The sequence below is a fragment of the Sorangium sp. So ce726 genome (assembly GCF_051521405.1).
In the GTDB taxonomy this organism is placed as follows: domain Bacteria; phylum Myxococcota_A; class Polyangia; order Polyangiales; family Polyangiaceae; genus Sorangium.
This window is the reverse complement of record NZ_CP150349.1, coordinates 2156477-2181590: the sequence shown is the minus strand read 5'-3', so window position 1 is coordinate 2181590 and position 25114 is coordinate 2156477. Positions and strand designations below refer to the sequence as shown.

Below are 25114 nucleotides of genomic sequence, written 5' to 3'. Positions count from 1 at the left end.
GGACGTTCACGTTCACGACCGAGCCGTTGCCGGGAGGCGGGCGCCAGCCTCGCCGCTCAGCGATACGGGCAATCGGCGTTCCAGCGAAGATTGATGCCGTATTCGCGCGGACAGTAGACGACGTGGGTCTGCACGTCGTTGCTGAGGCCAAAAGGCTGGTTCAGGTCGACCGGCGTGCCCGGCGCTCCGCCGGTGATCCGCCACTGGTACACGGCGTCCGGCGACCAGACGAGGTTGATCCCGTATTCGCGCTCGCGGTATTTGACGTACTTCTCCGCGCTCGGGTTGGTGACGAAGAGCGCGACCGGCTCGCCGTACCGCACGGCTCCGCCAGCCTGAGGGACGAACCGCACGTTGCCCGGGTTTGCGCCGCTTCGCCACCCGAGGTTGATCCCGTACCTGCGCTCGCTGTGCACAACGTACTGGTCGACGAACGTGTTCTTGAGACCGACGTACGAGCCGCCGGTGATGGTGCAGGGCACGCCCGGCGTGCACGCCGGTCCCTCTCCCCGCCATTCCACGTCGGGCGCGGAGATGGCGAGCTTCGCTTCCTCGACGCGCTCTTCATCCTGTGCTGAACCCTCGGGCTCATCCGCTGAATCCACGGCGCATCCCGTCATCAGGACGGTCGCGAAAGCCAGCCCAAACACAGCGCATCGCAGGCCAAAGGACTTGTTCTCAAGCTGAATCGATTTCATGTGAGCTCCTCATGGTTGCAGGGAATTGCAGCCGCAAAGCGGCCTCGACGGATGAGCGCAGGCGCGTGGGCCCCATGCAGGTCGGGTCGCTCCAGCGCGACCTGCACCGGCTCACACCGCTCCTGCGTCACCTGTCGTCGGTGTCGGTGTCGTCGGCGAGCGACAGCAAGCGAGGTGCCATGCGAGGAGGCCGTTGCCGGAGCGAGGCGGATGCGTGATGCGGAAGATGACTGCCCGCATTGTCTGGCGATCCGAGCGCCGCCGGGCGCCGAGACCGGCGCGTTCATCCGCGGGACCGGCGCGCCACGCTGCGTCGCGGACGCACCAGCGAGCTCCCGGCGCGCCAGCAACGCCGCCCGTCGAGCGGCGCTCGATCGGGTCGCTCGTGCACATCACGGTCGAGGACGCCGGCGTCGGGCTCGACCCCGGAATCGGCAAAGCGCGCCGATTCGACGCGTTCTACACCACCAAGGAAACCGGGCTTGGCATGGGCGTGTCCATCAGAGGGCCGATCCTCGATCGGCACAGCAGCAAGCTGTGAGCCAGCGCAAATGAGGCGTTCGGCGCGACATTCCAGTTCGCGATCGAGGAGCCAACAGGATCCCGAGATCGCGCGTCGCCTTCATCGTCGACAGCGACGAGTCCGTACGCGACGGGCTCGACCGCTTGTTTGCGTCGCCCGAGATCGCGGCGGAGGTTCGAGGAGCCTCGCAACCGGGAGAACTTCGCGAGATATCGACGCCCGCTACGACGCGGTCGTTTACATCGAGGCCGCGCGCGGTCGCGCCAGCGTCGTCGATCCCAGCGAGAGCCACGAGCGGCCACGCCGATGGCGGTGGCTGGGCGCTCACCTTCGGCGGTGCCTGGCTGGACTGCCGGCGGCCGAAACTAGTGCAGTCTGCAGCCCTCCAGCTGCAGCTGGTGGTAGTAATTCTGCGAGTTTTGCGGCTCTTCCTTTCCGGTAAACCCGTCCTTCATCGTGAAGTTGAAGGCCTCCCTGTACAGGCGCGAACACCAGGAGTCCGACGACACCAGATTGGCCATATGCTGCTTGCAGATCAGCGAGTGCGTGCGGGTGCACTCCATGGGCATCCGGAACGCGAGAGCCGTGAACGGTCGGATGACCAGGCGGTCGACGTCTGCATCCTTGACAGTTTCGCAGTATTGCTGGGCCAAGGCGCGCGCTGTGTCGAGCGCGGTCTGACTACAGCTCTGCGCCATGGTGTCAGCGCTGAGGCTCAGGACCCCGAGCGCCGCGGCAGCGGACGCCGCTAACAGGATTCGCGTCATGATGAGCTCCTTGATGGTTCGGAAACACGTCACGCCGCGCGAGGCGCGTCGCGCAAACGCGCCGTCGTGCGTTATGCCTTTGACGTGCAATTCAGGTGCCGTTCAGGACGTGTGCCGTTCGTACACGAGCGGCGTTCGGAGGCGCTGACAGCGAGAAGGAGAAGCACCACCGGGTAACCGCAGGCGCACGTCGCCCTCCAGGCGTTGGTCTGCCGTGGAGATTTGTCAGATCGCCGGCGCTCGGTAGCCGCCGAGCTCCCGCTCGATGTGACCGGCCAGGGCGAGGACGACATCCTCGCGGAAAGGGCGGCCGATGATCTGGACGCCGACAGGCGTGCCTCGCGACGAGGTGCCCGCGCGCACGACGACCGCCGGCCACCCTGTCATGTTGTAAGCGAACGAGTAGCTGAATCCTGCGTAGACCCCGTGCTCGACCCACGCATCGTGGGGCAGCGTCTCGAGGACACACGGCGGGCAGACGATGGCGTCGACCTCCTTCATGAAGCCGAGCATCCGCCCCCGCCACGCGTCCAGCCGCTCGACCGCCGCGGTCAGCTCACCGCTCGACAGCGGCTCGCTTGCGAGCGTGGCGTCCACCTCGACGCCGGGGTCCGTGGTCCCGGCCAGGTCCAGGAGCCGCTTCAACCAGGCGCCGCCGTCCGCCCGGAAGATATCTGCGTCTATCGTGAGCACGTCGCTCAGCGCGTCGGGCTTCTTCGACTCCACCCGCGCGCCGCCCGCCTCCAGCGCCGCCGCCGCGTCCACCACCGCCTGGCGCACCGCCGCGTCCGGCGCCGCGATCCCGTTGTCGGTGTGCATCGCGATCCGCAGATCCCTGAGCCGCACGTGCTTCGGGTCGCCGAGCGGCGCCGGGATCAGCGCCGCGTCGCGCCAGTCGGGCCCCGCCAGGATGCTGAAGAGCAACCAGAGATCGTCGACCGAGCGGGCCATCGGCCCGAGCACGGTGAACGACTGGAGCAGCCCCTCTGCCGGGACGATATGGCCCGTCCGCGAGATGCGGCCAGAGGTCGGCTTGAGCCCTGCAATCCCGCAAAAATGCGACGGCACACGGATGCTCCCGCCGGTGTCGCTGCCCACGTCGAACGGCGAGCCGCCCGCGGCCACGATGGCGCCCGCCCCCCCGCTGGAGCCGCCCGGCGACAGGTCGAGACCATACGGATTGTTGGTGCGCCCGTACACTGCGTTGTTCGTCTCGTACGACCACGTCATCTCGGGCGTATTGCTCTTGCCCAGCAGGATCGCGCCCGCTTCCTTGAGGCGCCGCACCACGGTGGCGTCCTCTGCCGGAACGAAATTCGTTCGCCCGCTCGTCCCGCCGGTCGTCACGACGCCGGCGGTATCGATGGAGTCCTTGATCGTCATCGGCACGCCGTGCAGCGGGCCGAGGTGCTTGCCTCTCGCCAGGGCCTGGTCGGCCGCCCGCGCCTCGGCTCTTGCCTCGTCGGCGCGGAGCTTCACCACGGCGTTCAGCCGCGGATTGATCTGCGCGATGCGGGCCAGGTGCGCCTCCACGACCTCGAGCGACGACACCCGCTTCCGGCGGATGAGATCCGCCAGCTGACCCCCGGTCGCCCGCGTGAGCTCCGACAGCGCCTCCGCTGTCGGCGCCTCGACGGGCGTCGTCCCGTCGCATGCGCCCGACAGGGCCGCCACGCCCCCGGCGAACGCCCGCAAGAAGAAGCGGCGCGAGATCTCCCCTGTGTGCGCGGCAGCGCCCGGGTCATTGACGTTTGCTGAGTTGCTCATGCTCTCCTCCCCACGGGAGCGTCGTGAGCCAGTGTCGCACTGCTCGCGAGACGCACGCCGCGATTCTTCAGGTCTAGATGATGCCTTTACAGGAGCCAATCCATTGCACAGCAGGATACCGGCAATGCATGGCCCGTTGGCCACATCCCTCCCGCGCGGAAGCGGAAACAACGCGACCCGGCCCACGGCGCATCTACGGCGCTCACCGCGCGCGGTTACGACGCCGACACGGATTCGATCGGAAGCGCGAACGGCGCCGCAGGCACCGACGAGCCGCACATCGCATCACCAGGCTGGAGGCGAAGCTGCCGCAGACACACGCACATCCGCGTACCCCGAGCGCACGTCGCCCTCCGGGCCCTGAATCGCGACGGCGCTCAGCGGTGCACGGCGTTGATGATGCCGTCGAAGAACTCGGTGCAACCGACGTTGTCGAGCATACGGTTCCAGCCGAGCTCGTCGAACGGCTGCGGCAGCCCGTGGTTGGTCAGGAGGACGCCGATGATCTCGAGATCCGGATCGACCCACATGAACGTGCCAGCGCCGCCCGCCTTGCCGTAGGAGCGCGGCGACAGGCGCATGCCGCCGTTCGAGAAGCGCCGCGTCCGCAGCTCCCACCCGAGGCCCTTCGGGGCGAGGAGCAGGTTGTTGATGGGCGATGTGTCGGTCTCCGCCTCCGTCACGAAGGGCGTGTTGTTCTTCTTCATCTGCCGGACCAGATCGGGCCGCAAGACCTCGGCGCCGCCATAGACGCCGCCGTTCAAGATCATCTGGCAGAAGACGGCGACGTCGAGCGCCGTGGTGAACACGCCGTCACAGCCGGCGACGCCGCCCAGCGCGAAGTCCTGCTCGTCCTGCACCTGGCCCCGCACAAGGCAGCCCCGGCGGGCGGAGTACCCCGTGGCCGCGACGCGCTCGACGAGCTCCGGGGGCGGGTTGTACATCGTGTCGCTCATGCCGAGAGGACGCCAGACGCACTCTCTCGCGATCGCATCGAGATCGTCCCCCGCGGCGGCCTCGATCATGCGGCCGAGGAGGCGGTACGTGAGATCGCTGTACAGCGCCGATCTGCCCGTCGCGTATTCGAGCGGCGTCTCGGCCATGATGCACCAGGCCGCCTCGACGTCCTCATCCAAGCACTGGTTGTCCAGCGGCAGACCGGACGAGTAGCGGAGCATGTCGTAGACGGTGACTGCCCCTTTTCCGTTGGCGGCGAAGTCCGGCAGGTACCTGGCGACCGGCGCGTCCAGCCGAATCACGCGCTCCTGCACGAGCGCGAGGGCCGCCGCCGCGGTCGAGAGCACCTTGCTCATCGACTGGACGTCGAAGATCGTATCGAGCGTCACCGGCTCGTCGGCGCCGGCGACCTTGCTGCCGAAGGCCCGGTGACCCACGATGACCCCGCGCCGCGCGACCAGCGCCGTGGCGCCGGGAAACAGGGCGTCGTTCACGCGGCGCTGGATCCGCGCGAAGACGTCCTCCAGCCGCTCCGAGCTCATGCCCACGTCCTCGGGCCGCCCCGTGGTGAGCGTGGTCGAGCAGGCGCCTCTCCATGGGTCCGAACCGAGCGCGGGCGCCGCGGCGGCCACCGAGGCGATCTGGGTCATCCCTTGCAAGAACAGCCTGCGGTTGACCGCTCGTCGTTGATCGATCATGGCTCTTCCCAACCTTGCTTTCATCAAGAACGAATCCTTCCACGACGTTTGCGCCCCCGGAGGACCGGAGGCGCATTCAGCGTGGGCGTCTGGCGTGAAGGCTCGCAATTTGTACGCCAGCGTGACCTGCCGTCTCCCCTTCGAGCTGCACCGCCAAAAAGTGCTACCACCTGGCCGCTGGTTTCAGCTGAGAGGTCCGGCGCGTCCCCTTCAATGGAGTTGGCACGACTAGAATCGAAGCGCAATCGATTGCGGGATGACGCAAGCAGATGACATCCTGGACGACCGTGGACGACCATGGACGAAAGAACGCGCTGTTCCCGTTCCGCTCCGTTCTGCCCTGTTCCGCGCCGTTCTGCCCTGTTCCGAGCTCGTTTCTGCGCCGTTCCGAGCTCGTTTGGATGCGGGCTCACCAATCACGGACGCCCTCCGCCGTCCGGCCCCGACCTGCTGTCATGTCCTATCGACTCCAGCGCGACGGCGCCCGACGCGCCCCGCGAGGCGAGGCCGCGGGCGCTCGTGGCCTGACGCCTCCCCCGCTGCCTCTCTCGTCGTCTCTCCCCCCATCACTCCCGCTCTTGCGCGCCAGCGGACGATACAGCGAGCGCTCCTCTCAAGGCCGAGCTCGGCAGACAGCGTCCGACGACGCCGCGATCGACGCGGCTCGCCCTGACCGGCCGTCACGCCGCAGCCGACGCGTCGAGTCGACCGGAGGCCTGGAGCCGCCGCGGAGCCGACCGCTCACCGCTGGTACCGATCCTGCCTGCCGATCGGCAACGCAGGCGCTTTCGAGCGCATCCGCGCCCCGGAGAGGTGTGTCACGCCCAGCACGCCAGAGCCATGCAGACAGCGACCGAATACCTCGCGGAGGCCGTGCTGGACGAAGGACCGGATTTCGCGCTCTACCGGGCGCGCGAGCCGGCGGGGCGGAGCGTCCTCGTCAAGGCCCTGAAGGCCGCTCACCCCTCGACGGCCGAGTACGAGGCGCTGCGGCGCGAGCTGGAGGCGACCCGGCTGGTCGGCTGCGACGTGGCCATGGAGGCGGTGCGAATCTGCACGTTCCATGGCCAGCCCGCGCTCGTGATCCAGGACGACGGAGCGACGCCGCTCGCTCGCCTCATGGGCACGCCCATGGATCTCGGCCGGTTCCTGAAGCTCGCCATCAGCATCGCCGAGGCGCTGGCGACGATCCACGGGCGGCAGATCGTCCACCTCGGCCTCACCCCGCACCGCGTGATGCTCCTGCCTGGCGACGACATCAAGCTGACGGGGTTCAGCCCCTGGTCGCTCTCGCCGGGCCGGTGTAGCCCGCGATCGGCCCGTCCGTCCCCCTGCACCTGGCCGTACCTGTCGCTCGAGCAGGGCGGGCGCCTCGGCGTGGCGATCGATCACCGCTCGGACCTCTACTCCCTCGGCGTGATCCTGTTCGAGCTCCTCACCGGACGGCTGCCGTTCGCCGCGAACGATCTGCTGGGATGGCTCTACTGCCACGCAGCGGTCGTCCCCCCCTCGCCGCTCGTGTCCGTGCCCGGGCTGCCCTCCACCGTCGCCGAGCTCGTCCTGAAGCTGCTCGCGAAGCTCCCCGAGGACAGGTACCAGAGCGCCGCCGGCCTCCAGCACGATCTCGTCCGGTGCCGGGAGGCGCTCCGGACGGAGGGGCGGATCGCGCCGTTCCAGCCAGGTCTCGCCGACGTGCCGCCGCCTCTGCGGCTGACCCCCGGGCTCTACGGCCGCGCCGGCGAGGTCGCGCGGCTGGAGGGCGCGGTGGCGCGCGTCGGGAGCGATGGCCGGACGGAGCTCGTCCTGATCTCGGGCCTGCCGGGCGTGGGCAAGACGCGCCTTGTCCATCGCCTGGGCGAGTCCGTCCGCGCGCCCGCGGCGCGCTTCACCGGCGGCAGGTGCGAGGCGGGCCCGCGCCATGCCCCGTGCGAGGCGCTCCTCGCGGCGCTGGACGGCGCGCTCGTCCAGGCCCTCGACGAGGGCGAGGCGTCGCGCGCGGAGCTGCAGCGCGGCCTCGCGGGGACGCTGGGCGCGAACGCGTCGCTGCTGGCCGGCATGCTCCCGGCGCTCGCCCGGATCCTCGGCCAGCAGAGCCCGCCGCCCGGGATCCCGCCGCCCGAGGCCGAGGCCCGGTTCCTGCTGGCGCTCAGCCAGCTCCTCGGCGCGCTCGCGCGGCCGGGGAGGCCGCTCATCGTCTTCCTCGACGATCTCCAGTGGACAGACGCCGAGACGCTGAAGGTCGTCGAGCGCTGGGCGACCGACCCCGGCGTCCGCGACACGCTGATCCTCGGCGCGTACCGGAGCAACGAGGTCTCCGATTCCCACGCGGTGCGCCGGATGATCCGCCGGCTCCGCGAGCAGGACGTCGCCGTGACCGAGATCGCGATCGCCCCGCTGTCCGCTGACGCCGTGACCTCGTGGGTGGCCGACTCGCTGCGCGCCCCCCGGGAGGAGGTCGCCCCGCTCGCGGTGAGCCTCCACGAGAAGACAGGGGGAAATCCGCTGTTCGTCGCGCAGCTCGCGGGCACGCTCTACCAGGAAGGGCTGATCCGCTTCTCGACCACCGCCCGGGCGTTCCGGTGGGATCTCGAGAAGATCCGGGCGAAGAGGTGCTCGGACGACGTCGCCGAGATCATCGCCGCGAACCTCCGCAGCCTCGACGCGGGCACGCAGGACGCCGTGCGGCGGTTCGCCGTGTTTGGCGACGCCGCGGATCTGACGACCCTGGCGCTCCTCCTCGGCTGCCCGGAAGACGCCGTCCTCGAGCGCCTGCAAGCCGCCTTCGCCCTGCGGCTCATCGTCCGGATCGACCGCGAGATCCGCTTCCTTCACGACCGCATCCATCAGGTCGCGTACGAGCTCACCCCCGCCGAGCAGCGGCCCGAGGCGCACCTCGCCGCCGCGCGCGCCCTGCTCGACGGCCTCCCGCCCGACCGCATCGAGGCCCAGCTCTTCGAGATCGTGCGCCAGATCACCCGCGGCGCGTCGCGGATCACGTCCCCGGAGGAGCGGACACGGGCCGCCGAGCTCGACCTGCGCGCGGGCCGGAAGGCCCAGGCCGCGACCCACCACGCCGCGGCGATCGGGTTCTTCCTGCTGGGCGCCGAGCTGCTCGCGGGCGCGCGTGGGGGGGCGGCGCGCGCCGAGCTCGCGTTCGAGCTCGACTTCGCGCTGGCCCAGTGCCGGTTCGCGACCGGCGAGCTCTCGGCCGCAGAGCGCATCTGCGCGTCGCTGTGCGAGCGCGCCTCCGGGCGGTGCGCGGCCGCGACCGTGTACGCCCTGCTCGCCGAGATCCAGGTCGCGCAAGGCGCGATGGACGCCGCCGTCGAGAGCTGCGTCGCAGGCTTCAGCAACTGCGGGCTCCCCCTGCCGCGCCACCCGGAGGCCGCCGCGGTCGACGCCGCCGTCGCAGCGGTCCTGGGTCGCCTCGATGGCGGCGCCCTCGCCATCTCCGCCCTCCCGGACCTGCCGCCCATGACCGACCCGCGCGCCCGGGCCGTCTGCGATCTCGCCGCCACGCTGTACCAGCCCGCTTACCACGCGAGCTGGGACGTGATGGCGGCCGCCGCCTGCCTCGCCGTGGAGCTCTCGCTGACGCACGGGAACACGTGCAGCTCCGCGGTCGCCTACGCGACCTTCGGGCTCGTCCTCGCCGAGCGGCGCGGGCGCCCCGCGGACGCGTTCGCCTTCGGCGAGGCAGGCTATCGGCTCGCGCAGCGCGAGGAGCACTCGCCCTACAGGCCCAGGGCGAGCTTCACGTTCATCGTCTTGCTCGGCTACCTGAAGATGCCGATCCGACGCTGTCTGGAGCTCGCGCGGCGCGAGCTGGACGCGGCGCTCTCCGCCGGCAACTACCCCTTCTCATGCTACTTCGGCCACCAGCTCATCGCGTTTCAGCTGTTCGTCGGCGACTCCCTCGACGACGTCGCCGAGGAGGCTTCGCGGCGCCTCGCGCTCGCCGAGCGCACCAGCAGCCCGGTGGATCAGGACATCTTCCGCGATCAGCTGCGGCTGCTGGCGCGGCTGCGCGACCCACCCACGCCCGGTCGCCCTCCGGAGTGCTCCGCGGAGGAGCTCGCGCGGAGGGCGCCGATCAGGGCCTTCTATGGCCATCTCCTCGATCTGCAGACGCGCGTGCTCCTCGGCGATCTGGGCGAGGCCGCCGGCGCGGCGGAGCGCGCGGGCGCCTTGCTGCACGCTGCGCGCCGCTTCCTCGGGGCTGCCCAGGTTCACTTCTACGCGGCGATCGCGCGCTCCGCGAGCCACGCTCGCGCGCCCCCGCCGGCCTGCCTCGAGGCCGTGCGCGCGCACCTCGCCCACCTGACGGCGCTGGCGGACGCGTCCCCGGAGAACTTCGCACACCAGGTGGCCCTGGTCTCGGCCGAACTCGCGCGCCTCTCGGGCGATGAGCTCGCCGCGGAGCGCGCGTACGAGCAGGCCCTCAAGGACGCCCGCGCGGGCGGGTTCGTCGAGGTCGAGGGGCTCGCCAGCGAGCTCTGCGCGCGCTTCTACGAGCAGCGGGGGCTCGATACGGCGGCGAGCGCCTACCTCGCGCGCGCCCGCGACAGCTACGAGGCCTGGGGCGCGCGGGCGAAGGTCTGCGCGCTGCTCCAGCAGCACCCCGAGCTCGCGCGGCGGCCCGCGTCCGGGTGTGGCGACGTCAGCGACGTCAAATTCCTGGATATGCTCGGCATTTTGAAGGCCTCGCAGGAGATCTCGAGCGCGCTGGTCCTGCCCCAGCTGCACGCCCGCCTCCTGCTTGTGGCCATGGAGCACGTGGGCGCGCAGCGCGGCTGCCTGCTCCTCTCGTCGCCGGAGGGCCTCGTCCTGGCGGAGGCGAGCGGCGACGGCGAGCGGGCCTTCGGCCCCGCCGGCCGCCTCGCGGCGCCGTCGCAGGTGCCCCTGTCGCTCTGCACAGCCGTCGTCCGCTCCCGCAAGCCCATCGCGATCGCCGACGCGGCCGCGCCCCACCGGTTCGCGATGGATCCCTATTTCGGCGATGCGCTGTCCCGTCGGCGCTCGGCCCTCGGCGTGCCCATCGTGCGCCAGGACGAGGCGGTGGGCCTGCTCTACCTGGAGAACAACCTGGTCCCGGGCGCCTTCTCCACAGCGGAGCTGGGCGTCCTCGATGTCCTCGCGTCGCAGGCGGCCATCTCGCTCGAGAACGCGCGGCTCTACGGCGAGCTCGAGCAGGAGAACGCGCAGCGCCGGCGCGCGGAGGCGTCCTTGCACGACAGCAACGCGCTCCTGCAAGCCATCCTCGACAACACGCCCGCCGTCGTGTTCGTCAAGGCCCCAGACGGGCGGTACCTGCTCATCAACCGCCGTTACGAGGACGTCGTGCACGTGAGCCGCGAGGACATCGTCGGCAAGACCGACCACGAGCTGTTCCCGGCCGAGATCGCCGACGCGGTGCGCGCCAACGATCTCGCCGCGCTGCGGGAGGACCACCCCATCGAGCGGGACGAGTACGTTCCGGCGCCCGACGGCTTGCACGCGTACATCTCCCTCAAGTTCCCGCTGCGCCATCCGGACGGGAGGTCGTATGCGGTGTGCGGGATCGCGATGGACGTCACCGAGCGCAAGCGCGCCGAGGAGATGCTGCGCCACTCGCACGCGCTGCTCGAGGCCACGCTCGACTCGACGGCGGACGGCATCCTGGTCGTCGACGACGCGGGCCGCCCCGTGCGGCACAACCGCAGGTTCAGGGAGATGTGGGGGATCCCCGAGCAGGTGCTCCTCTCGCAGGACGACCGCCTGGCGCTCTGCCTCGATCAGCCCGCGGACTCGGAGCAGTTCCTCCAGGAAGCGAGGATGGCGAGGATGACGAGGAGCGTCGACGATCCTCGCGAGGCGAGCGGCATCGACACCTTGACGTTCGACGACGGCAGGGTCTTCGAGCGCTACTCCCAGCCTCAGCGCGCGAGCGGGCGCATCGTCGGGCGGGTCTGGAGCTTCCGCGACGTCACCACGCGCGTGCAGGCCGAGCAGCAGCGGGACCGCCTGCTCGCGGACGAGCAGCGGGCGCGCGCCCGCGCGGAGGAGGCCGTCCGCGCGCGGGACGAGTTCCTCTCCGTCGCCTCGCACGAGCTCCGGACGCCGCTGACCAGCCTGCAGCTCGCCGTCCACTCGATGGAGAAGAAGCTCTCGCGCGGCGCGGAGGGCATCGAGCGGGCGCGCGCGTCGGTCGATCTCTCGCAGCGGCAGATCAAGCGCCTCGTCGCCCTCGTCGACATGCTCCTCGACGTCTCCCGCATCCACGCGGGGCGCCTCGATCTCGACCCGATCGAGATCGATCTCCGCGCGATCGTGGGAGAGGTCACCACGTACCTGGACGACCAGCTCGCGCGGGCAGGCTGCGCGCTCGACGTGCGCGCCGCCGGGCCGGTCGTCGGCCGCTGGGACGCCCAGCGCATCGAGCAGGTCGTGACCAACCTGCTGAGCAACGCGATCAAGTTCGGCGGGGGCAAGCCGCTCGAGCTCACCATCGCGTCGGACGGAGAGACCGCCCGGCTCTCGGTCACCGATCATGGCATCGGCATCCCCGCCGACGTGCGAGAGCAGGTCTTCGAGCGGTATCGCCGGGGCGTCTCATCGCGTCATTACGGCGGGCTCGGGCTGGGCCTCTACATCACGCGCACCATCGTCGAGGCGCACGGAGGGCGGGTGAGCGTGGCGAGCGAGATCGGCAAGGGCTCGACCTTCTCCGTCGAGCTGCCGCTCGCGCACGACGTCAGGCCGCCCGCGAACGGCCGCGAGCCGCGGCGGCGGCGCATTGAAGATTGAGTAGCGACGAGCGCGTTGACAGCGGGCGCGCTGGCGCTACCCTGAGCACACCGGTCAGGAACAGGATCCGTCATTCCACCGACCGACGAGTCATGACGGGCCGCGCTAGCGCCTGGCGACGATGGACCTGAGAGTGTCCCTGATCCCACATGGGGTCTCGGGTGATGAGGTCGCGCCATGCGAAAGGCGGAGATTGAGGCCCTGGTGCGCGCGCACCGGGGCCGTGCCCGTCCCGTCGCGTTCTTTCATGTGCTCCGTCAGCCGTCGCTGGAGCCAGACGATCATGCCTTCCTGTCCGAGCACATCGACGAGCTCGGGACATCCGATCTCCTGCGCTGGAGGGCGCGCTGCGAGAGCGGCTTCAGCGGGCCGGTGATCCGGCAGCTCGCGCGGCTCGCGATCCAGGATCCCGCGCACTTCCAGCATGAGGTGCTCGGCGTGCCGCGCCTCGTGCTCGACGAGGAGGAGTGGATCGAGCTCTCGGATCTCGTGCGCGGCAAGGTCCCTGCGGGGATCTACGAGCGCGTGCTCGAGCGTTGCCGGCGCGAACCTGTCCAGTGGCCCTCGGGGTTCATCCTCGCGCCCAAGGTCCACAAGGGGCTGCCGCCGCTGCTCGACGGGGACGAGCTCGACGGCCTGAACGGGGAGCGCCCCGCGCTGCGCGATCTGCCGGTCCCGAAGATCCTCGCGGCGAGGCGGGCCGGGGTGCTCTCGCTCGACGACGACGCGCTGGCCGCGCTGGCGATGGAGCGCGCGCGCGGCTCGGACGAGGACTGGAGCGTCGATATCCTCCATTTTCCCCCGGCGCTCCGGGATGCGATCCTCGAGAAGGCGCGCCGGACGCCGCGGGGCGCGGAGCGGGCGAACCTGCTCGGCTGGCTCGAGGCGCACGGCGTGGCGCGGGCCGCGCTGATGGACATCGCGCTCGGCGCGATCCGGGCGGGGGACGACGCCTATGCCGTGCTCTCCTGGCTCGCGCGCCAGCTGACGACGCGGGCGGCCTGGGACAAACACGGCCTGGAGACGCTCTCCACGCTGATGTCGGCGCGCGCCTTCTCGGAGATAGGCGAGCTCGTGACGCTCGCGTGGAGCGAGGCCAGCCAGGGCGGCAAGGAGGTCTCCCGCGGCTTCCTGGAGGCGATCCAGGTCGCCTTCGCGCTGGTGCTGCTCGGGATGGCGCGGGAGGCGCTCGCGGCGGGCCGCGAGGCGGGCGCGACGGCGGCGCTGTCGGCGCTCGCGTGCCTCGACCCACCGTCGCGGGTGAGCCGCGCGGTGCACGAGCTCCGGCGGTTCCCGGGCGCGAGCCCGGACGTGGTGGAGCTCATCGCCGTGAACGAGCGGCTGGTGAAGCACAGCGACGCGCGCGACGCCTCCCTGGAGGGCTTCGTGGCCGCCCTCCACGCGATCGCCGACGCGTCTTCGTGATCGCCGCCGGCGCGGCGCCGCTCGCGGCGGCAGCAGCGGCGCGGCCGCTCGCCGCTGGCCGCGCGTGACGTAGCGCCGGGGAGCAGGCAGCGCGGCGCGCCGTGCTGGGCTCGCGGCTCGCGGCGCGCCCCCAGCGCGGCGCGTGACGCTGGGACGCGTGGGGGGAACGGCCAGCGCCTCACCTCCCATGGCGGGATCGACCACGGACGCCGCTTCCAGCGCGGGCACCGGTGGCCGCCTTCGTTTCCATTGCGCTGGACGACCGCAGCCATCGCTTCCAATGCGATGGCCTCCGGTCGCTTTCAATTTCAATGCGGGGACCGGCCTTGCCTCCCCCTCGAACGTCGACTCTGGAGGAGCACGCCGATGGCGTTCATCAACTATGCGACCCGGGAGATCTACTGCAAGATCGTCTATTACGGACCTGGTCTCTGCGGCAAGACGACGAACCTTCAATACGTGTACGATCGGACGGTGCCGGCCGCCAAGGGGCGGCTCATCTCGCTCAAGACCGAGAGCGATCGCACGCTGTTCTTCGACTTCCTTCCGCTCGATCTCGGGGGCCTGTCGGGCTTCCGGACGCGCCTTCAGCTCTACACGGTGCCGGGCCAGATCTTCTACAAGGCGAGCCGGAAGCTGATCCTGAAGGGGCTGGATGGCGTCGTGTTCGTGGCGGACTCTCAGCGCGCCCGGCTCGACGCGAACGTCGAGTCGATGGCCGATCTATGGGACAACCTCGCCGAGGAGGGCCGCTCGCCCGGGCGGCTGCCGTTCGTCGTCCAGTACAACAAGCGGGATCTCGACGGGATCGCCGATATCGAGGAGCTCCGGGAGCTCCTCAACCCGGGTGGAGCGCTCGAGTTCGAGGCCGCGGCGGCGAGCGGGCGCGGCGTGTTCGATACCCTGAGGGCGATCGCGAAGCTCGCCCTCAAGGAGGTGCAGCGCCGCCACCGGTAGGGCCCTCGCGAGCGCCGTTCTCTTGCGGCTCGCGCGCGCCGAGCTCACCCTGCCGGAGGGAGGACACGCCATGACCCAGAGACTCGCATACCACGTCATGCCGGACCCCGACGGCTGGGGCTGGGTGGTCGCGGCCGAGGGATACGTCACCCGCTCGCTCCCGTACGGCACGGTGCAGGAAGCGATCGAAACGACGGAGGACCTCGTCCGCCAGCACCCGGGGAGCACGCTCGTCGTCGACGAGCAGCCGCCGCAGCTCACGCCGATCGAGATAGAGCACCGGCTCGCGGCGTGACCGCGGCCAGATGGGTCGCCTCATCGAGGCGATGCGCCGGGCCGTCGAGCTGCTCGCCACCGCGGCGCTGCAGCCGAGCCCGATCCCTTGAGCGAGCCCTCGCCCAGCTTGAGCAAACCCTCGCGCAACGCGCCGATGGACGCCCGCAGGCCGCGCGGCGCGGGCCTCGATTTCCCGCCCTTTTCGCCGGTGCGCGGCGCCCGAGGGGACGGGCACATCGATTGCGATGAGCCCGGCACGCTCGCCCGAACGCCCCGCTCCGGGGATGGCTCGGGCAGGGACAGCTCGAGGGAACGACCATGAACAGGGTAGGGGCGAAGTCGCTTTTTCTCAGTATCGCCACCGCGCTGGCCGGGTACGGGGCCGACGCGATCGAGGAGCCCGCGGGCCCGGAGATCGCCGAGGCGCAAGAGGCGCTGTACGGAGAGCTGAACACGAGCTCGAGCGCGCTTGCGCAGCGCGACGTGCTCGTGGAGGCCCACGAGGCCGGCCGCCAGATCGCGATGACCGAGGAGTTCGACGCCTGCCTGCGCTACCGGAGGATGGAGTGGTGCGTGCGCCTGCCGCCCGACGAGGGCGGGACGAACGGGCACAGCATCGAGACCTGCCGGTTCTACGATGAGCCGACGCCCACGACCGTGCTCGCGGGCACCTCGTACGCGGAGGTCGTGCTCGTGGTGACGGTGCCAGAGCCACACGCGCAGCAGGTTCGACCTCGGGGCCGGCCTGGCGAGCGCGGTGTCGTTCGTGGAGGTCGCCCCTCCGCTGCTGGGCACATCGACGCTCAGCGTGGTCCGCGCGGCGGGCAGCGGCGCGGGCCACGCGGTGAGCACGCCGCTGAACCTTGATTGCACCTCGAGCTGCTCTGTCGCGTTCCCGGCGCGCAGCGAGGTGCGCGTGAGCGTCCGCGCCACGCCCGACGCGATGTTTCTCATCGGGACGCGAGAGAACGCCTGCACGCGGACGGGAAGTGCAGTACACCCGATGGATGGCAGAAACGTGCGGGATTTGCGGAGGCGACGGTCGGATCGCCAACTCGTTTGGAAATACGACCACGTGCCCGAGCTGCCACGGCTCGGGGCGGCGGTCCGACGACGGGGGCTTCCGAGACGTCACCAAGACGAAGGCCTCGCACCACCGTCCGACGAACGTGGCGGCCGTCGTCGAGAAGCAGACGTGGCCCGGGACCTTCGAAGGGAGCCAGCTTGCGAACGAGGTGCGGGCCAGCGCGACCGTCTCCAACGAGACGAAGGCGAAGCTGACGCGAGAGATCATCGAGCACGAGGGCAGCCACGGCAAATGCACGCAGACCTTCATCAAGAAGATCCGCAAGCAGATCCGCCCGCCGGCGCCCTGATCCCTGGCGCGGGTCGCGGGCGCGGGGGCCGCCCGGGCCCCCGCTGACGTCTGGCGTCGAGCAGGCGCGACAGCAGCCTGGCCCACCGGCAACGCCAGGCTACGCAGACATCTGAACGTTTGTCCACATCATGTGGGTTATCTGTGGGCAGTGGTCGAGCTAACACGCCGCTGCGGGCTCACACGCCGCCCTTTCCCGGTGCTCGAGGAGAATCGGCGGCTCCGGCGTTGCCTCGGGGCGACAGCGCTCGTTGTGGACGAGCACGGTCCCTCGTCTGCACGAGATCTGCGCACGAGATCTGCAAAGGATGTCGAAAAATCGCCGGCAAGGTAACCCCGGTGGGTACCCGCCATCGTCAGGCGTCGGCGGGACGATCACGCATTCTCGTACGCCGCAAAAACTCCCATCTGCCGAAAAACGAGGGGGGGTGCGCTGCTTTGGTGATTGAGTCCGAGCTGCTCGAGCAAACATGGAGGTCATTCATTGCTCCTCGGTCTCCGAGCGCCGCTGGCCGCAGGGCCACCGGCGCCGGAGGCCGGGGACCTTTCGCGGATCGCCTTGCGGTCCGCGTGCTCTGAAAGGAACTTTCCATGCGAACTTGCTTGTCGGCGGCGACCGCCGCCGCCCTCGTGCTCCTCGGGGCGTGCGTCGTGGAGGACGCCTACGGACCGGAAGTGGAGCTCGAGCAACAGGAAGGCTGGGATCAGCCGCTGACCGGAGACGGGCTGACCGCCACGCTGACGGTCGCGTCGGACTGGGGGACCGGGTACTGCGCCGACGTCGCCATCCGGAACACGGGAACCGCGACGACGACGACCTGGCGGATCGCCACCAACCTGAACGGCTCCACGCTCGCGAACGCGTGGAGCGCCACCACGAGCGTGAGCGGGTCGCAGCTGGTCGCCACGCCCGCAGCGCACAACGCGACCCTGGCGGCGGGCGCATCGACGAGCTTCGGGTTCTGCGCCAACGCGAGCGGTCCCGCGCAGCGCCCAGCGCTCGTCAGCGTGACGGCGGGCGGGTCCGGCAGCAGCAGCAGCGCCAGCAGCACCAGCGCCAGTAGCAGCAGCAGCGCCAGCAGCAGTAGCAGCGCCAGCAGCAGCAGCAGCGCCAGCAGCACCAGCGCCAGCAGCACCAGCGCCACCACCGGCAGCGGCGGCTCCGGCGGCGCAGGAGGCTCCGGCGGCGCAGGTGGCTCCGGCGGCGCGGGTGGCTCTGGCGGCGCAGGTGGCTCCGGCGGCAGCGGCGGCGCCGCGCCGACTGGGCATTACCAGATGGAGGACCTCGATCGCGGCGTGGTCGCCGTCAAGGTCTCGAATGGCGTCTACGTCGGATGGAGGATGTTCGGTTACGAGTACGACGCGGCCAACCCGAGCGCGATCTCGTACGATGTGTACCGCAACGGTACGCGCATCGCGAACGTCACGAACAGCACCAACTACCTCGATACCGCCGGCACCAGCTCTTCGACCTATGCGATCCGGGCAGTCGTCGGCGGCGCCGCTCAAGCCGCCTCCCCCGCCGCCGCGACCTGGGGCCAGAACTACCTTCGCATCCCCCTCACGGCCCCCGCGGGCGGAACGACGCCATCGAAATGCGATAACGCCGGCGAGAGCTACTCGTACTCCGCGAACGACGCGAGCGTTGGAGACGTCGACGGCGATGGGCAGTACGAGATCATCCTGAAGTGGGATCCCTCGAACGCCAAGGACAACTCCCAGGCTGGCTGCACGGGGCCCGTTTACCTCGACGCCTACAAGCTCGACGGGCGGCGCCTCTTCCGCATCGATCTCGGGAGGAACATCCGGGCGGGCGCGCACTACACGCAGTTCGTCGTGTACGACTTCGACGGCGACGGCAACGCGGAGATCGCGGTGAAGACCGCTCCCGGAACGCGCGACGGCGCGGGCGCCTACCTCAGCCGAGGTCCCGCGGCCTCCGACGACGACGCGACGGACTACAGGAACGCCGCGGGCTACGTGCTCACCGGCCCCGAGTACCTGACGGTGTTCAGCGGCGCGAGCGGCGCGGAGCTCGCGACCGTCGCCTTCGACGTGGCCCGCGGGACGGTCTCGTCGTGGGGTGACTCGTACGGCAACCGCGTCGATCGGTTCCTCGCGAGCGCGGCGTTCGTGAGCGACCTCGGGACAGGCCAGGACGCGAGCGGCAAGCCGGCAATCCTGATGGCCCGCGGCTACTACACGCGAGCCACCGTGACCGCCTGGAGCTTCCGCGGCGGCAAGCTCACCCAGATCTGGAAGGCCGACAGCAACGCAAACACCGCCTACACGGGCCAGGGCGCCCACTCCATGGTCGTGGCCGACGTCGACGCCGACGGGGCGCAGGAGGTGATCTACGGGGCCTCGACGATCGACAGCAACGGCACCCGGAAGTGCTCGACGGCGCTCGGGCACGGCGACGCGCTGCACGTCAGCGACTTCGTCCTCTCACGCCCGGGGCTCGAGGTGTTCATGCCGCACGAGGACGGCACCAAGCCGACCTACGATATCCACGACGCGAACTCCTGCGCGATCCTCAAGCAGGGCCCCGTCACGGGGGCCGACACCGGGCGCGGCGTGGCGGGCGACGTGCTCGCGAGCAACGCCGGCGCGGAGATGTGGACCAACTCCACGGGAGGGCTCCTGTCCGCGACCAGCGGGTCGAACGTCGGGAGCCAGCCCGCGTCGGTCAACTTCCTGATCTGGTGGGACGCGGACGAGCTGCGCGAGCTGCAGAACAACACGTCGATCACCAAGTACGGCGGCGGCTCGCTCCTCAGCTGCAGCCAGTGCGCCTCGAACAACGGCACGAAGTCGACGCCGGCGCTCACGGCCGACCTGCTCGGCGACTGGCGGGAGGAGATCGTGTGGCGCGAGTCCGACAATTCGGCGCTGCGGCTGTACACAACGACGAACGTGACGACGCGCCGGCTCTACACGCTGATGCACGACCCCCAGTACCGCATGCAGGTCAGCTCGGAGCAGACCGCCTACAACCAGCCGCCCCACACGAGCTTCCACATCGGCGGCGGAATGGCGGCGCCCCCGAAGCCGGACATCCACGTGAGGTGACGTCGACGCCCTGACCAATCCCCTCATTCTGTTGGTATTATTAGCAAAATAAGAGAATTGAACAGGGAGACGGGGAGATCGGTGGGATTTTACTCCCCGTCTGCCCGCCTCCCTGTGAATCTTCCCGAAAAATTCGAGGGGATGCTTCAGGTCGACGCCGCGTGCTCGACAGGCGCGTCCGTCCCGTCACTTCCTGTACTGCGCGAGCGTCAGGCCGGCGTCCTCGGTGCCGTCGGCCACCAGGCCCGCCATGACCCGGGCGCCGGTCTCGTTGAAATGGGTTCCATCGACCGAGCCGTCCGCCCGGACGAGGAAGAAGTCCTCGCCCGCCGCCACACACCCGATCGAGTTCAGGTGGGCGAGCGTCTTCGCGTTGAGATCGATGACGGCCACGTCCAGCTCGTCTCCGAGCTCCCGCATCGCCTGTGAATGGGCGCTCAGGCCGTTGCCGAATTCGTGGCTGTCCCCGGAGCACGATCGCCGCGGGGGCGGGGTGACCAGCACCGGCGTCGCGTCGCGCGCCTGCGCGCCCGTGATGTACTGCTCGAGGTACGATTTGAAGTCCGTCGCGGGGTCCAGGTAATAGGGAATGGTCTCGCCGTCGTGCTCGTACGTCGCGGTCTTGTTGCTGTCGTTCGTGCCGAACTGCACAAGGAAGTAGTCTCCGCTCTGGATGTCCTCGAGGACATCGTCGAGGCGGCCCTCGTCGATGTACCGGCGCGCGGTCCGGCCGCCGATGGCCCGGTTCTCGACGCGCACCCGCTCGTCGAAGAACTCCCCCAGCATCTGGCCCCAGCCCGCCTGGTGAAGGGCGCTGTTCACGTAGGTCTGAACGGTCGAGTCGCCGGCGATGTACACGGTGACATCCGGCAGCTCGGCGCTCCCGCCGCCGCCTTCCGAGCCGCCTGAAGCGCTCGTCGCCCCTCCGGCCGCGCCGCCGCCGCCGCCCCCCTCTCCCGCGCCGCCCACCCCCGCGGCGCTGGAGCCGGTAGCGCTGCTCGCTCCGCCCACACCGCTGCTGGCGCTTGTGCTTGTGCTCGCGCTGGTGCTGGTGCTGCCGCCACCGCCGCTGCCTGTGGTCTGCGCGGCGGGGTGATCGTCGGGGTCTCCCGAGCTGCAGCCCCCAGACGCGAGGCCGATACCGGCGACGAAAGAATGAAGCACGACGGTCATGAAGATGGGCCGAATTCGCATGACGAGCTCCTGCAGGAAGACAGTGCACGACGAGCACGCGTCGGGAGCGTGCCCGGAGGGACGTACGTGGCCAACGTGGATAAAAAGAGCGGGTGAAGAGAGCGCGAAGCGACCACAAAGCGCCGCTCTGTCCTCCCCACGTGCGCCGAGGCGGCTGCGATCAATCACGCATCGTTCGATTTTCTCGCGGGCGCCTGGGCCGTCGCGTCAAAGCGCAATTTTTCATAAGAACGACCATCCCAGGGCTCGACTCCTGGCCGACCCGACGCCGTCAGAGCTCGACGCCGAGCAGCACGCCAGGCCGGAAACGGTACCGCGCAAGGACGGTCTCGGTCCCCTGCTCGAGCGCGAGATCGTAGCGGACGCGCGCGGGATCGAGCTCGACGAAGAGCTCCGTGAACAGCCGGATATCGCGGCTCAGCGGCAGCTTGGCGACGGCGCCGGCCACGAGCACGAACGCGTTCGAGGCGCTCGCCCCGGCGGGGACGAACGACGGCGCGCCAGCGTTGCCCGGCCGCGGCGCCGCCTCGACATGATCGAGGCCCGCGCCGAGCCGCGCGCCGAGCTCGAGCGGCGCCACGCCGGGCGTGAAGGCGTAGAGCCAGGAGGCGTCCGCGCGGAGCCCTATCGTGCGGAGATCGAGGCCGATGCGCGGCTCCTCGTAGCGGCGCTCGAACTGGTACTGGATGCGCGCGTCGAGGGCGAGCCGCTGCTGCCCCGAGCTCCCGCCGAGCGCGACACGAACGCCGGGGCCGTGCGTCCAGCCGATCTCCGCCGAGTGCACCGTGACGCCATAGAAGGCCCCGAGCTCCAGCGCGCTGCGCAGCGCCGGCGCCGCCTGGCCCGGCGCGCCGCCAGGGGGCGCCGCCTTGCCCGGCGCGCCGCCCGATGGCGCCGGCTGCTGGCCCGGCGCGCCGCCCGGCGGCGCCGCCTGGCGGAGGACGAGCGCGCGCGCCTGATCCCGATCGAGCGACGCGCGCGCGCCCCCGCGCAGCGACCGCAGCGAGAGCTCCACGACCTGGGCCACGGACTCGCGATCGAGCTCGTCGAAGCCGCCCGACAGCTCGATCGAACGCACCAGGAAGCGATCGGCCACGGGATCGGTGAAGTAGAGCGCGGCGCGGCGCGGGTCGCTCACGTCGATCCAGCAGGAGAGGGCCACGCCGGAGGAGGCCCGCGCCGCGAAGAGCGCCGCCGCGTCGAACGTCGGCGCGACGCGGAACCGGAGCGTGAACGCGGAGAGCGCCTGAGATTCGAGCGCCGCCCGGATCGCGCCGAGGTTCGGCGCGGGGCCCGTCAGCACGATCTCCACCACCGGCGCGCCGGGCGACGCGGACGCCGTCGAAGGCCCCTCCTCGATGGCCAGCGCGCGCGCCGCGGAGAGCGCGATCGCCGCGGCGAACCCGAGCCAGATCGGCGCTCGCTCCGTGATCACCCTCCGAGCTCGGCGAGGCGGCGGCGGGCGTGCTCGACGTACGGTGAGCCCGGGTGCTCCCGGAGCAGGCGCCGCCAGGTCTGCGCCTCGTCGCCGGCGCGCCCGAGCGCCCGCAGGGCGCGCCCGCGGCCGTAGAGGGCCTCGACCGCGAGCGGGCGCGAGCCGGCGACGCCGAGGTACCGGTCGAACTGCGCGAGCGCCACGGCAGGCGAGCCGGTCTGGAGGAGCAGGCCGCCCAGCGACACGAGGGAGAGCGTGGCCTCGGGCGACGACGCGAACCCCTTCTGGAGCGCGCGGTAGAGCTCGATGGCGCGCCGGGAGCTGCCGGCGCGCCGCGCGTCGTTGGCCTCACGGAACAGCTGCTCCGCCGTCGAGGCGCTCGGAGAAGCGCTCGGAGAGGAAGCCGCCGCGCTCGGCCCGCGCGCTGCCTCGCGCGGCTTCGGAGCGGCCGGCGCGAGCCCCGCCGCTTCGGTGGGCGCCGGCGCAGCCTCGCCCTCGGACGGAGCAGCCGCGAGGGACGCGGCCGCGCGCGCACGGGACACGGCTACGCGCAGCGAGGGCTCGATCCGGCGGGCGCTCGGCCCCATCTCCGCTGCCGGACGCGGCTGGACGAGCGCCGAGGTCGCGAGCGACACCCCGGCGACGAGGACGGCCGCCGCGGCGTAGAGCCAGGCGCTCCGCGTCCATCCGGCCCAACGCCGCCCCGCGAGGAGGCTCCCCGGTCGAGCGTCGTCGTCTCCGCGCCGGACGTCGTTGTCGGGCCGCACGGGCGCGCTCGCGAGCCGCACGGGCGCTCCTTCGCGCCGCCGCCGCGCCGGCGCTCCCTCGCACGGCAGGTCGATCACGGCCCCGCCGATCGCGGCGTTCGCGATGCGCGCGAGGAGCTCTGCATCTCCGGGCTCCGCCGCGCCCGCGGCGTCGAAGTCCAGCGCGAGCACCCAGCTGATCCGGCACGACGCGCAGGTGCCGAGGTGGGCATCGAGGGCGAGCCGGTCCGGCTCGGTCGCGACGCCGCGGCGCACCCGCGTGAGGAGCTCGCTCCGGCAGTCGGCGGTCATGTCTCCCTCCCTCGGAAGAGCTCGGCCAGCTTCGCGTTGTTGGCGAGCGCGCGCCGCAGCGCCTCCTTGCCGAGCCGGAGCCGACTCCAGACCGTGTTCGGAGAGACGCGGGCGAGCGCCGCGATCTCGTCGACCGTGTAGCCGAGCACGAAATGGAGGGCCAGCGCCTCCGCGGTCGCCTGGGGCATCCTGTCGAGCACCTCGAGCACCATCTTACGCCGCCGGCTCGAGACCGCCTCGGCGAACGGCGACGCGCCGCTCTCGTCCGGGGCCACGTCGATCGGCGCGTCCGGCTCGTCGAAGCGCGCGCGCACGCTGAGGCGCCGGCGCGCGCCGAGCGCGGTCATCACGGCGATCCGGTTGGCAAAGTGGAGCACGGTGCACTCCGCGCGAAAGGACGGCAGCGCCTGGAGCAGCGCGAGCACGGCTTCCTGGGTCACGTCCTCGACGTCGGGGTGATGAGGGCCGAGCACCTTCCGCACGCTGCGCAACATGGCGCCGCCGAGCTCGGTGATGAGCGTGCGGATCGCCGCCGGATCGCGCGCCGCCGCGGCGCGCGCGAGCCCGAGCAGCTCGTCCGCCCGCGGAGGCGCTCCCTCCGGCGGCGCGTGGAGGTCAGTCACGGGCTTTCGCATTGTGGCAACGACGGTTGAGTCCATAAATCCCGATCATCAGGGCGCGCAGCGCAGAGCCCGGCGACGGTGGCGCGACTAGGGCCCTCCGGAGCGCGGCCAACCGTCGGTGTCCCATGCCAGATCGGAGATCCGCAGCGTGGGGGCGCCGTTCGATTGCGCGTCGTACGCGTGATAGACGTTGTAAGAGCGATCGCCGGAGAACAGCACGGCATTGTGCCCGGGCCCTCGCCAGCGGGTGCCTCCTTCCACGACGATGCTGCCACCGCCGGACATCATCCGTGTCCCCTCCTTGTCGACGTACGGGCCCGTGATGCTCGTCGAACGACCGACGGCGATCTTGTACGTGCTGTCCGCCCCGCGGCAGCAGGCGTCGAACGAGACGAACAGGTAATAGAAGCCGCAGCGCCGGACGATGAAGGGCGCCTCGAGCGCCCCGCGGGCGTCGGGGCGGGAGGCGAGGGCGTGGAGCTCCCCGTCGGCCCGCTCCCCCGACGCGGCGAGCTTCACCATCTTGATACCGCTCCAGAAGCTCCCGAACACGAGCCACGGCGTCCCCTCCTCATCCATCGCGACGTTGGGATCGATCGCGTTCCAGTCGTCCCGCGCCGCGCCGTCGTTGGAGCAGATGGCGGCGCCGCGGTCCGTCCAGGGACCTGCCGAGTCGAGCGATGCCTTCGTCGCGTGCCCGATGCACGACCGGTTGCTGCCGAACGTGGAGGCGGAGTAGTAGAGATGGTAGGTGTCCCCGAAGCGCGAGATATCGGGCGCCCACAGGTCGCTCACGCCCGGGACCTTCTCTTCCAGCCAGGCGGGCTTCGCCTCGAACACCCGACCGGCGGCCTGCCACGCGGTGAGGTTCGACGAGCTCTTCATCGGGAGCCTGTCCCCCGTATGGAACAGGTAGTAGCGGTCGCCGGCCTGGATGATCGCCGGGTCGTGGGTCCCCAGGTTCCCGGACAGGGACAGCGCCTCTGGCGGGCTCGCCGGGTCGTAGAGGGCATCGGCGCACCGGTCCGCGGCCCCTCCCGCGCCGCCGCTCCCGCCCGCGCCGTCGCTGCCGCCAGCGCTGCCGCTCCCGCCAGCGCCGCCGCTCCCGCCGGCGGCCTCGGCGCCCCCCACCCCGGCCGTCGCGCTCGGGTGGCCTCCCGCGCCGCTGCTCGCCGTGGTGGCAGAAGCGGTGGTCGTGGCGCCGGCGCCGGTCGCGCCGCTGTCCTGGCCGCCTGAGCCGGAGCCCTGCACCGAGGAGGTCTCCGTGCTGCAGCCCGCGAGCGTTGCGACGACGCCGATCAGGAGGCTCCACGTGGGCGCGGACACCCGTCGTCGCCGTGACCGGCAAAGCGTGAGACGCATCTTGAACTCCTGAGGCTCCATTGGCGGATCATCCGTCGAGGTGCTGGCCATGGGGGTCGGCTCGATGTCCTCCGGAACGAGCCGTCCCGCTCTCCCACGTGGGCCGGAGCGCCCACGATCAATCATGGGTTGCTCGAGCTT

The 25114-nt window shown here is 70.9% G+C and carries 17 protein-coding genes; 8 read left to right on the top strand and 9 right to left on the bottom strand.

Translation table 11 applies throughout. The features are described 5' to 3' along the window. Positions 1–56: 56 nt before the first annotated feature. Positions 57–605: a hypothetical protein gene (locus tag WME79_RS08260; protein WP_437534068.1), complete on the bottom strand. Its 549-nt coding sequence runs from the start codon at positions 603–605 to the stop codon at positions 57–59. 478 nt (positions 606–1083) lie between these two features. On the opposite strand from WME79_RS08260, the gene WME79_RS08255 reads away from it, so the two are divergent. Beyond that, positions 1084–1239, top strand: coding sequence for a hypothetical protein (locus WME79_RS08255; RefSeq protein ID WP_437534067.1), 156 nt, complete (start codon positions 1084–1086; stop codon positions 1237–1239). Between the two features lie 347 nt (positions 1240–1586). Here WME79_RS08255 and WME79_RS08250 read toward each other — a convergent pair whose 3' ends face one another. The 3 genes from WME79_RS08250 to WME79_RS08240 form a co-directional block, all read right to left on the bottom strand. Next, entirely contained in the window at positions 1587–1988 is a 402-nt protein-coding gene (locus tag WME79_RS08250) for a hypothetical protein (RefSeq protein ID WP_437534066.1), read from the bottom strand. 225 nt (positions 1989–2213) lie between these two features. After that, a complete protein-coding gene (locus tag WME79_RS08245; protein ID WP_437534065.1) occupies positions 2214–3755 on the bottom strand; it encodes an amidase in 1542 nt (513 codons plus the stop codon). Positions 3756–4132: 377 nt separating this feature from the next. Next, positions 4133–5410 carry a serine hydrolase domain-containing protein gene (locus WME79_RS08240; protein WP_437534064.1) on the bottom strand — a complete coding sequence of 426 codons (1278 nt, stop codon included), beginning with the start codon at positions 5408–5410 and terminating at the stop codon, positions 4133–4135. A gap of 840 nt (positions 5411–6250) precedes the next feature. On the opposite strand from WME79_RS08240, the gene WME79_RS08235 reads away from it, so the two are divergent. The 7 genes from WME79_RS08235 (at position 6251) to WME79_RS08205 (ending at position 19301) form a co-directional block, all read left to right on the top strand. Continuing rightward, positions 6251–12196 (top strand): PAS domain-containing protein, encoded by a 5946-nt coding sequence (locus WME79_RS08235; protein ID WP_437534063.1) that lies wholly within the window; start codon positions 6251–6253, stop codon positions 12194–12196. Positions 12197–12373: 177 nt separating this feature from the next. After that, positions 12374–13621 (top strand): hypothetical protein, encoded by a 1248-nt coding sequence (locus WME79_RS08230; protein ID WP_437534062.1) that lies wholly within the window; start codon positions 12374–12376, stop codon positions 13619–13621. A gap of 366 nt (positions 13622–13987) precedes the next feature. Beyond that, positions 13988–14578: a GTP-binding protein gene (locus tag WME79_RS08225; RefSeq protein ID WP_437534061.1), complete on the top strand. Its 591-nt coding sequence runs from the start codon at positions 13988–13990 to the stop codon at positions 14576–14578. Positions 14579–14648: 70 nt separating this feature from the next. After that, positions 14649–14873, top strand: coding sequence for a DUF2188 domain-containing protein (locus WME79_RS08220; protein ID WP_437534060.1), 225 nt, complete (start codon positions 14649–14651; stop codon positions 14871–14873). Between the two features lie 299 nt (positions 14874–15172). Further along, positions 15173–15721 carry a hypothetical protein gene (locus WME79_RS08215; protein ID WP_437534059.1) on the top strand — a complete coding sequence of 183 codons (549 nt, stop codon included), beginning with the start codon at positions 15173–15175 and terminating at the stop codon, positions 15719–15721. Between the two features lie 140 nt (positions 15722–15861). After that, positions 15862–16230 (top strand): molecular chaperone DnaJ, encoded by a 369-nt coding sequence (locus WME79_RS08210; protein ID WP_437534058.1) that lies wholly within the window; start codon positions 15862–15864, stop codon positions 16228–16230. 590 nt (positions 16231–16820) lie between these two features. Then, positions 16821–19301, top strand: coding sequence for a cellulose binding domain-containing protein (locus WME79_RS08205; RefSeq protein ID WP_437534057.1), 2481 nt, complete (start codon positions 16821–16823; stop codon positions 19299–19301). A gap of 186 nt (positions 19302–19487) precedes the next feature. On the opposite strand, the gene WME79_RS08200 is transcribed toward WME79_RS08205, so the two are convergent. The 5 genes from WME79_RS08200 to WME79_RS08180 form a co-directional block, all read right to left on the bottom strand. Beyond that, positions 19488–20495, bottom strand: coding sequence for a rhamnogalacturonan acetylesterase (locus WME79_RS08200; protein ID WP_437534056.1), 1008 nt, complete (start codon positions 20493–20495; stop codon positions 19488–19490). A gap of 271 nt (positions 20496–20766) precedes the next feature. Then, complete coding sequence (locus WME79_RS08195) at positions 20767–21930, bottom strand: hypothetical protein (protein ID WP_437534055.1); 1164 nt, start codon at positions 21928–21930, stop codon at positions 20767–20769. Further along, positions 21927–22988, bottom strand: coding sequence for a tetratricopeptide repeat protein (locus WME79_RS08190; protein ID WP_437534054.1), 1062 nt, complete (start codon positions 22986–22988; stop codon positions 21927–21929). The genes WME79_RS08195 and WME79_RS08190 overlap by 4 nt, the downstream gene beginning before the upstream one ends. Beyond that, positions 22985–23611 (bottom strand): RNA polymerase sigma factor, encoded by a 627-nt coding sequence (locus WME79_RS08185; protein WP_437534053.1) that lies wholly within the window; start codon positions 23609–23611, stop codon positions 22985–22987. Before WME79_RS08185 ends, WME79_RS08190 begins: the two co-directional genes overlap by 4 nt. Positions 23612–23698: 87 nt before the next feature. After that, positions 23699–24937: an arabinan endo-1,5-alpha-L-arabinosidase gene (locus WME79_RS08180; RefSeq protein ID WP_437534052.1), complete on the bottom strand. Its 1239-nt coding sequence runs from the start codon at positions 24935–24937 to the stop codon at positions 23699–23701. Positions 24938–25114 lie beyond the last annotated feature (177 nt).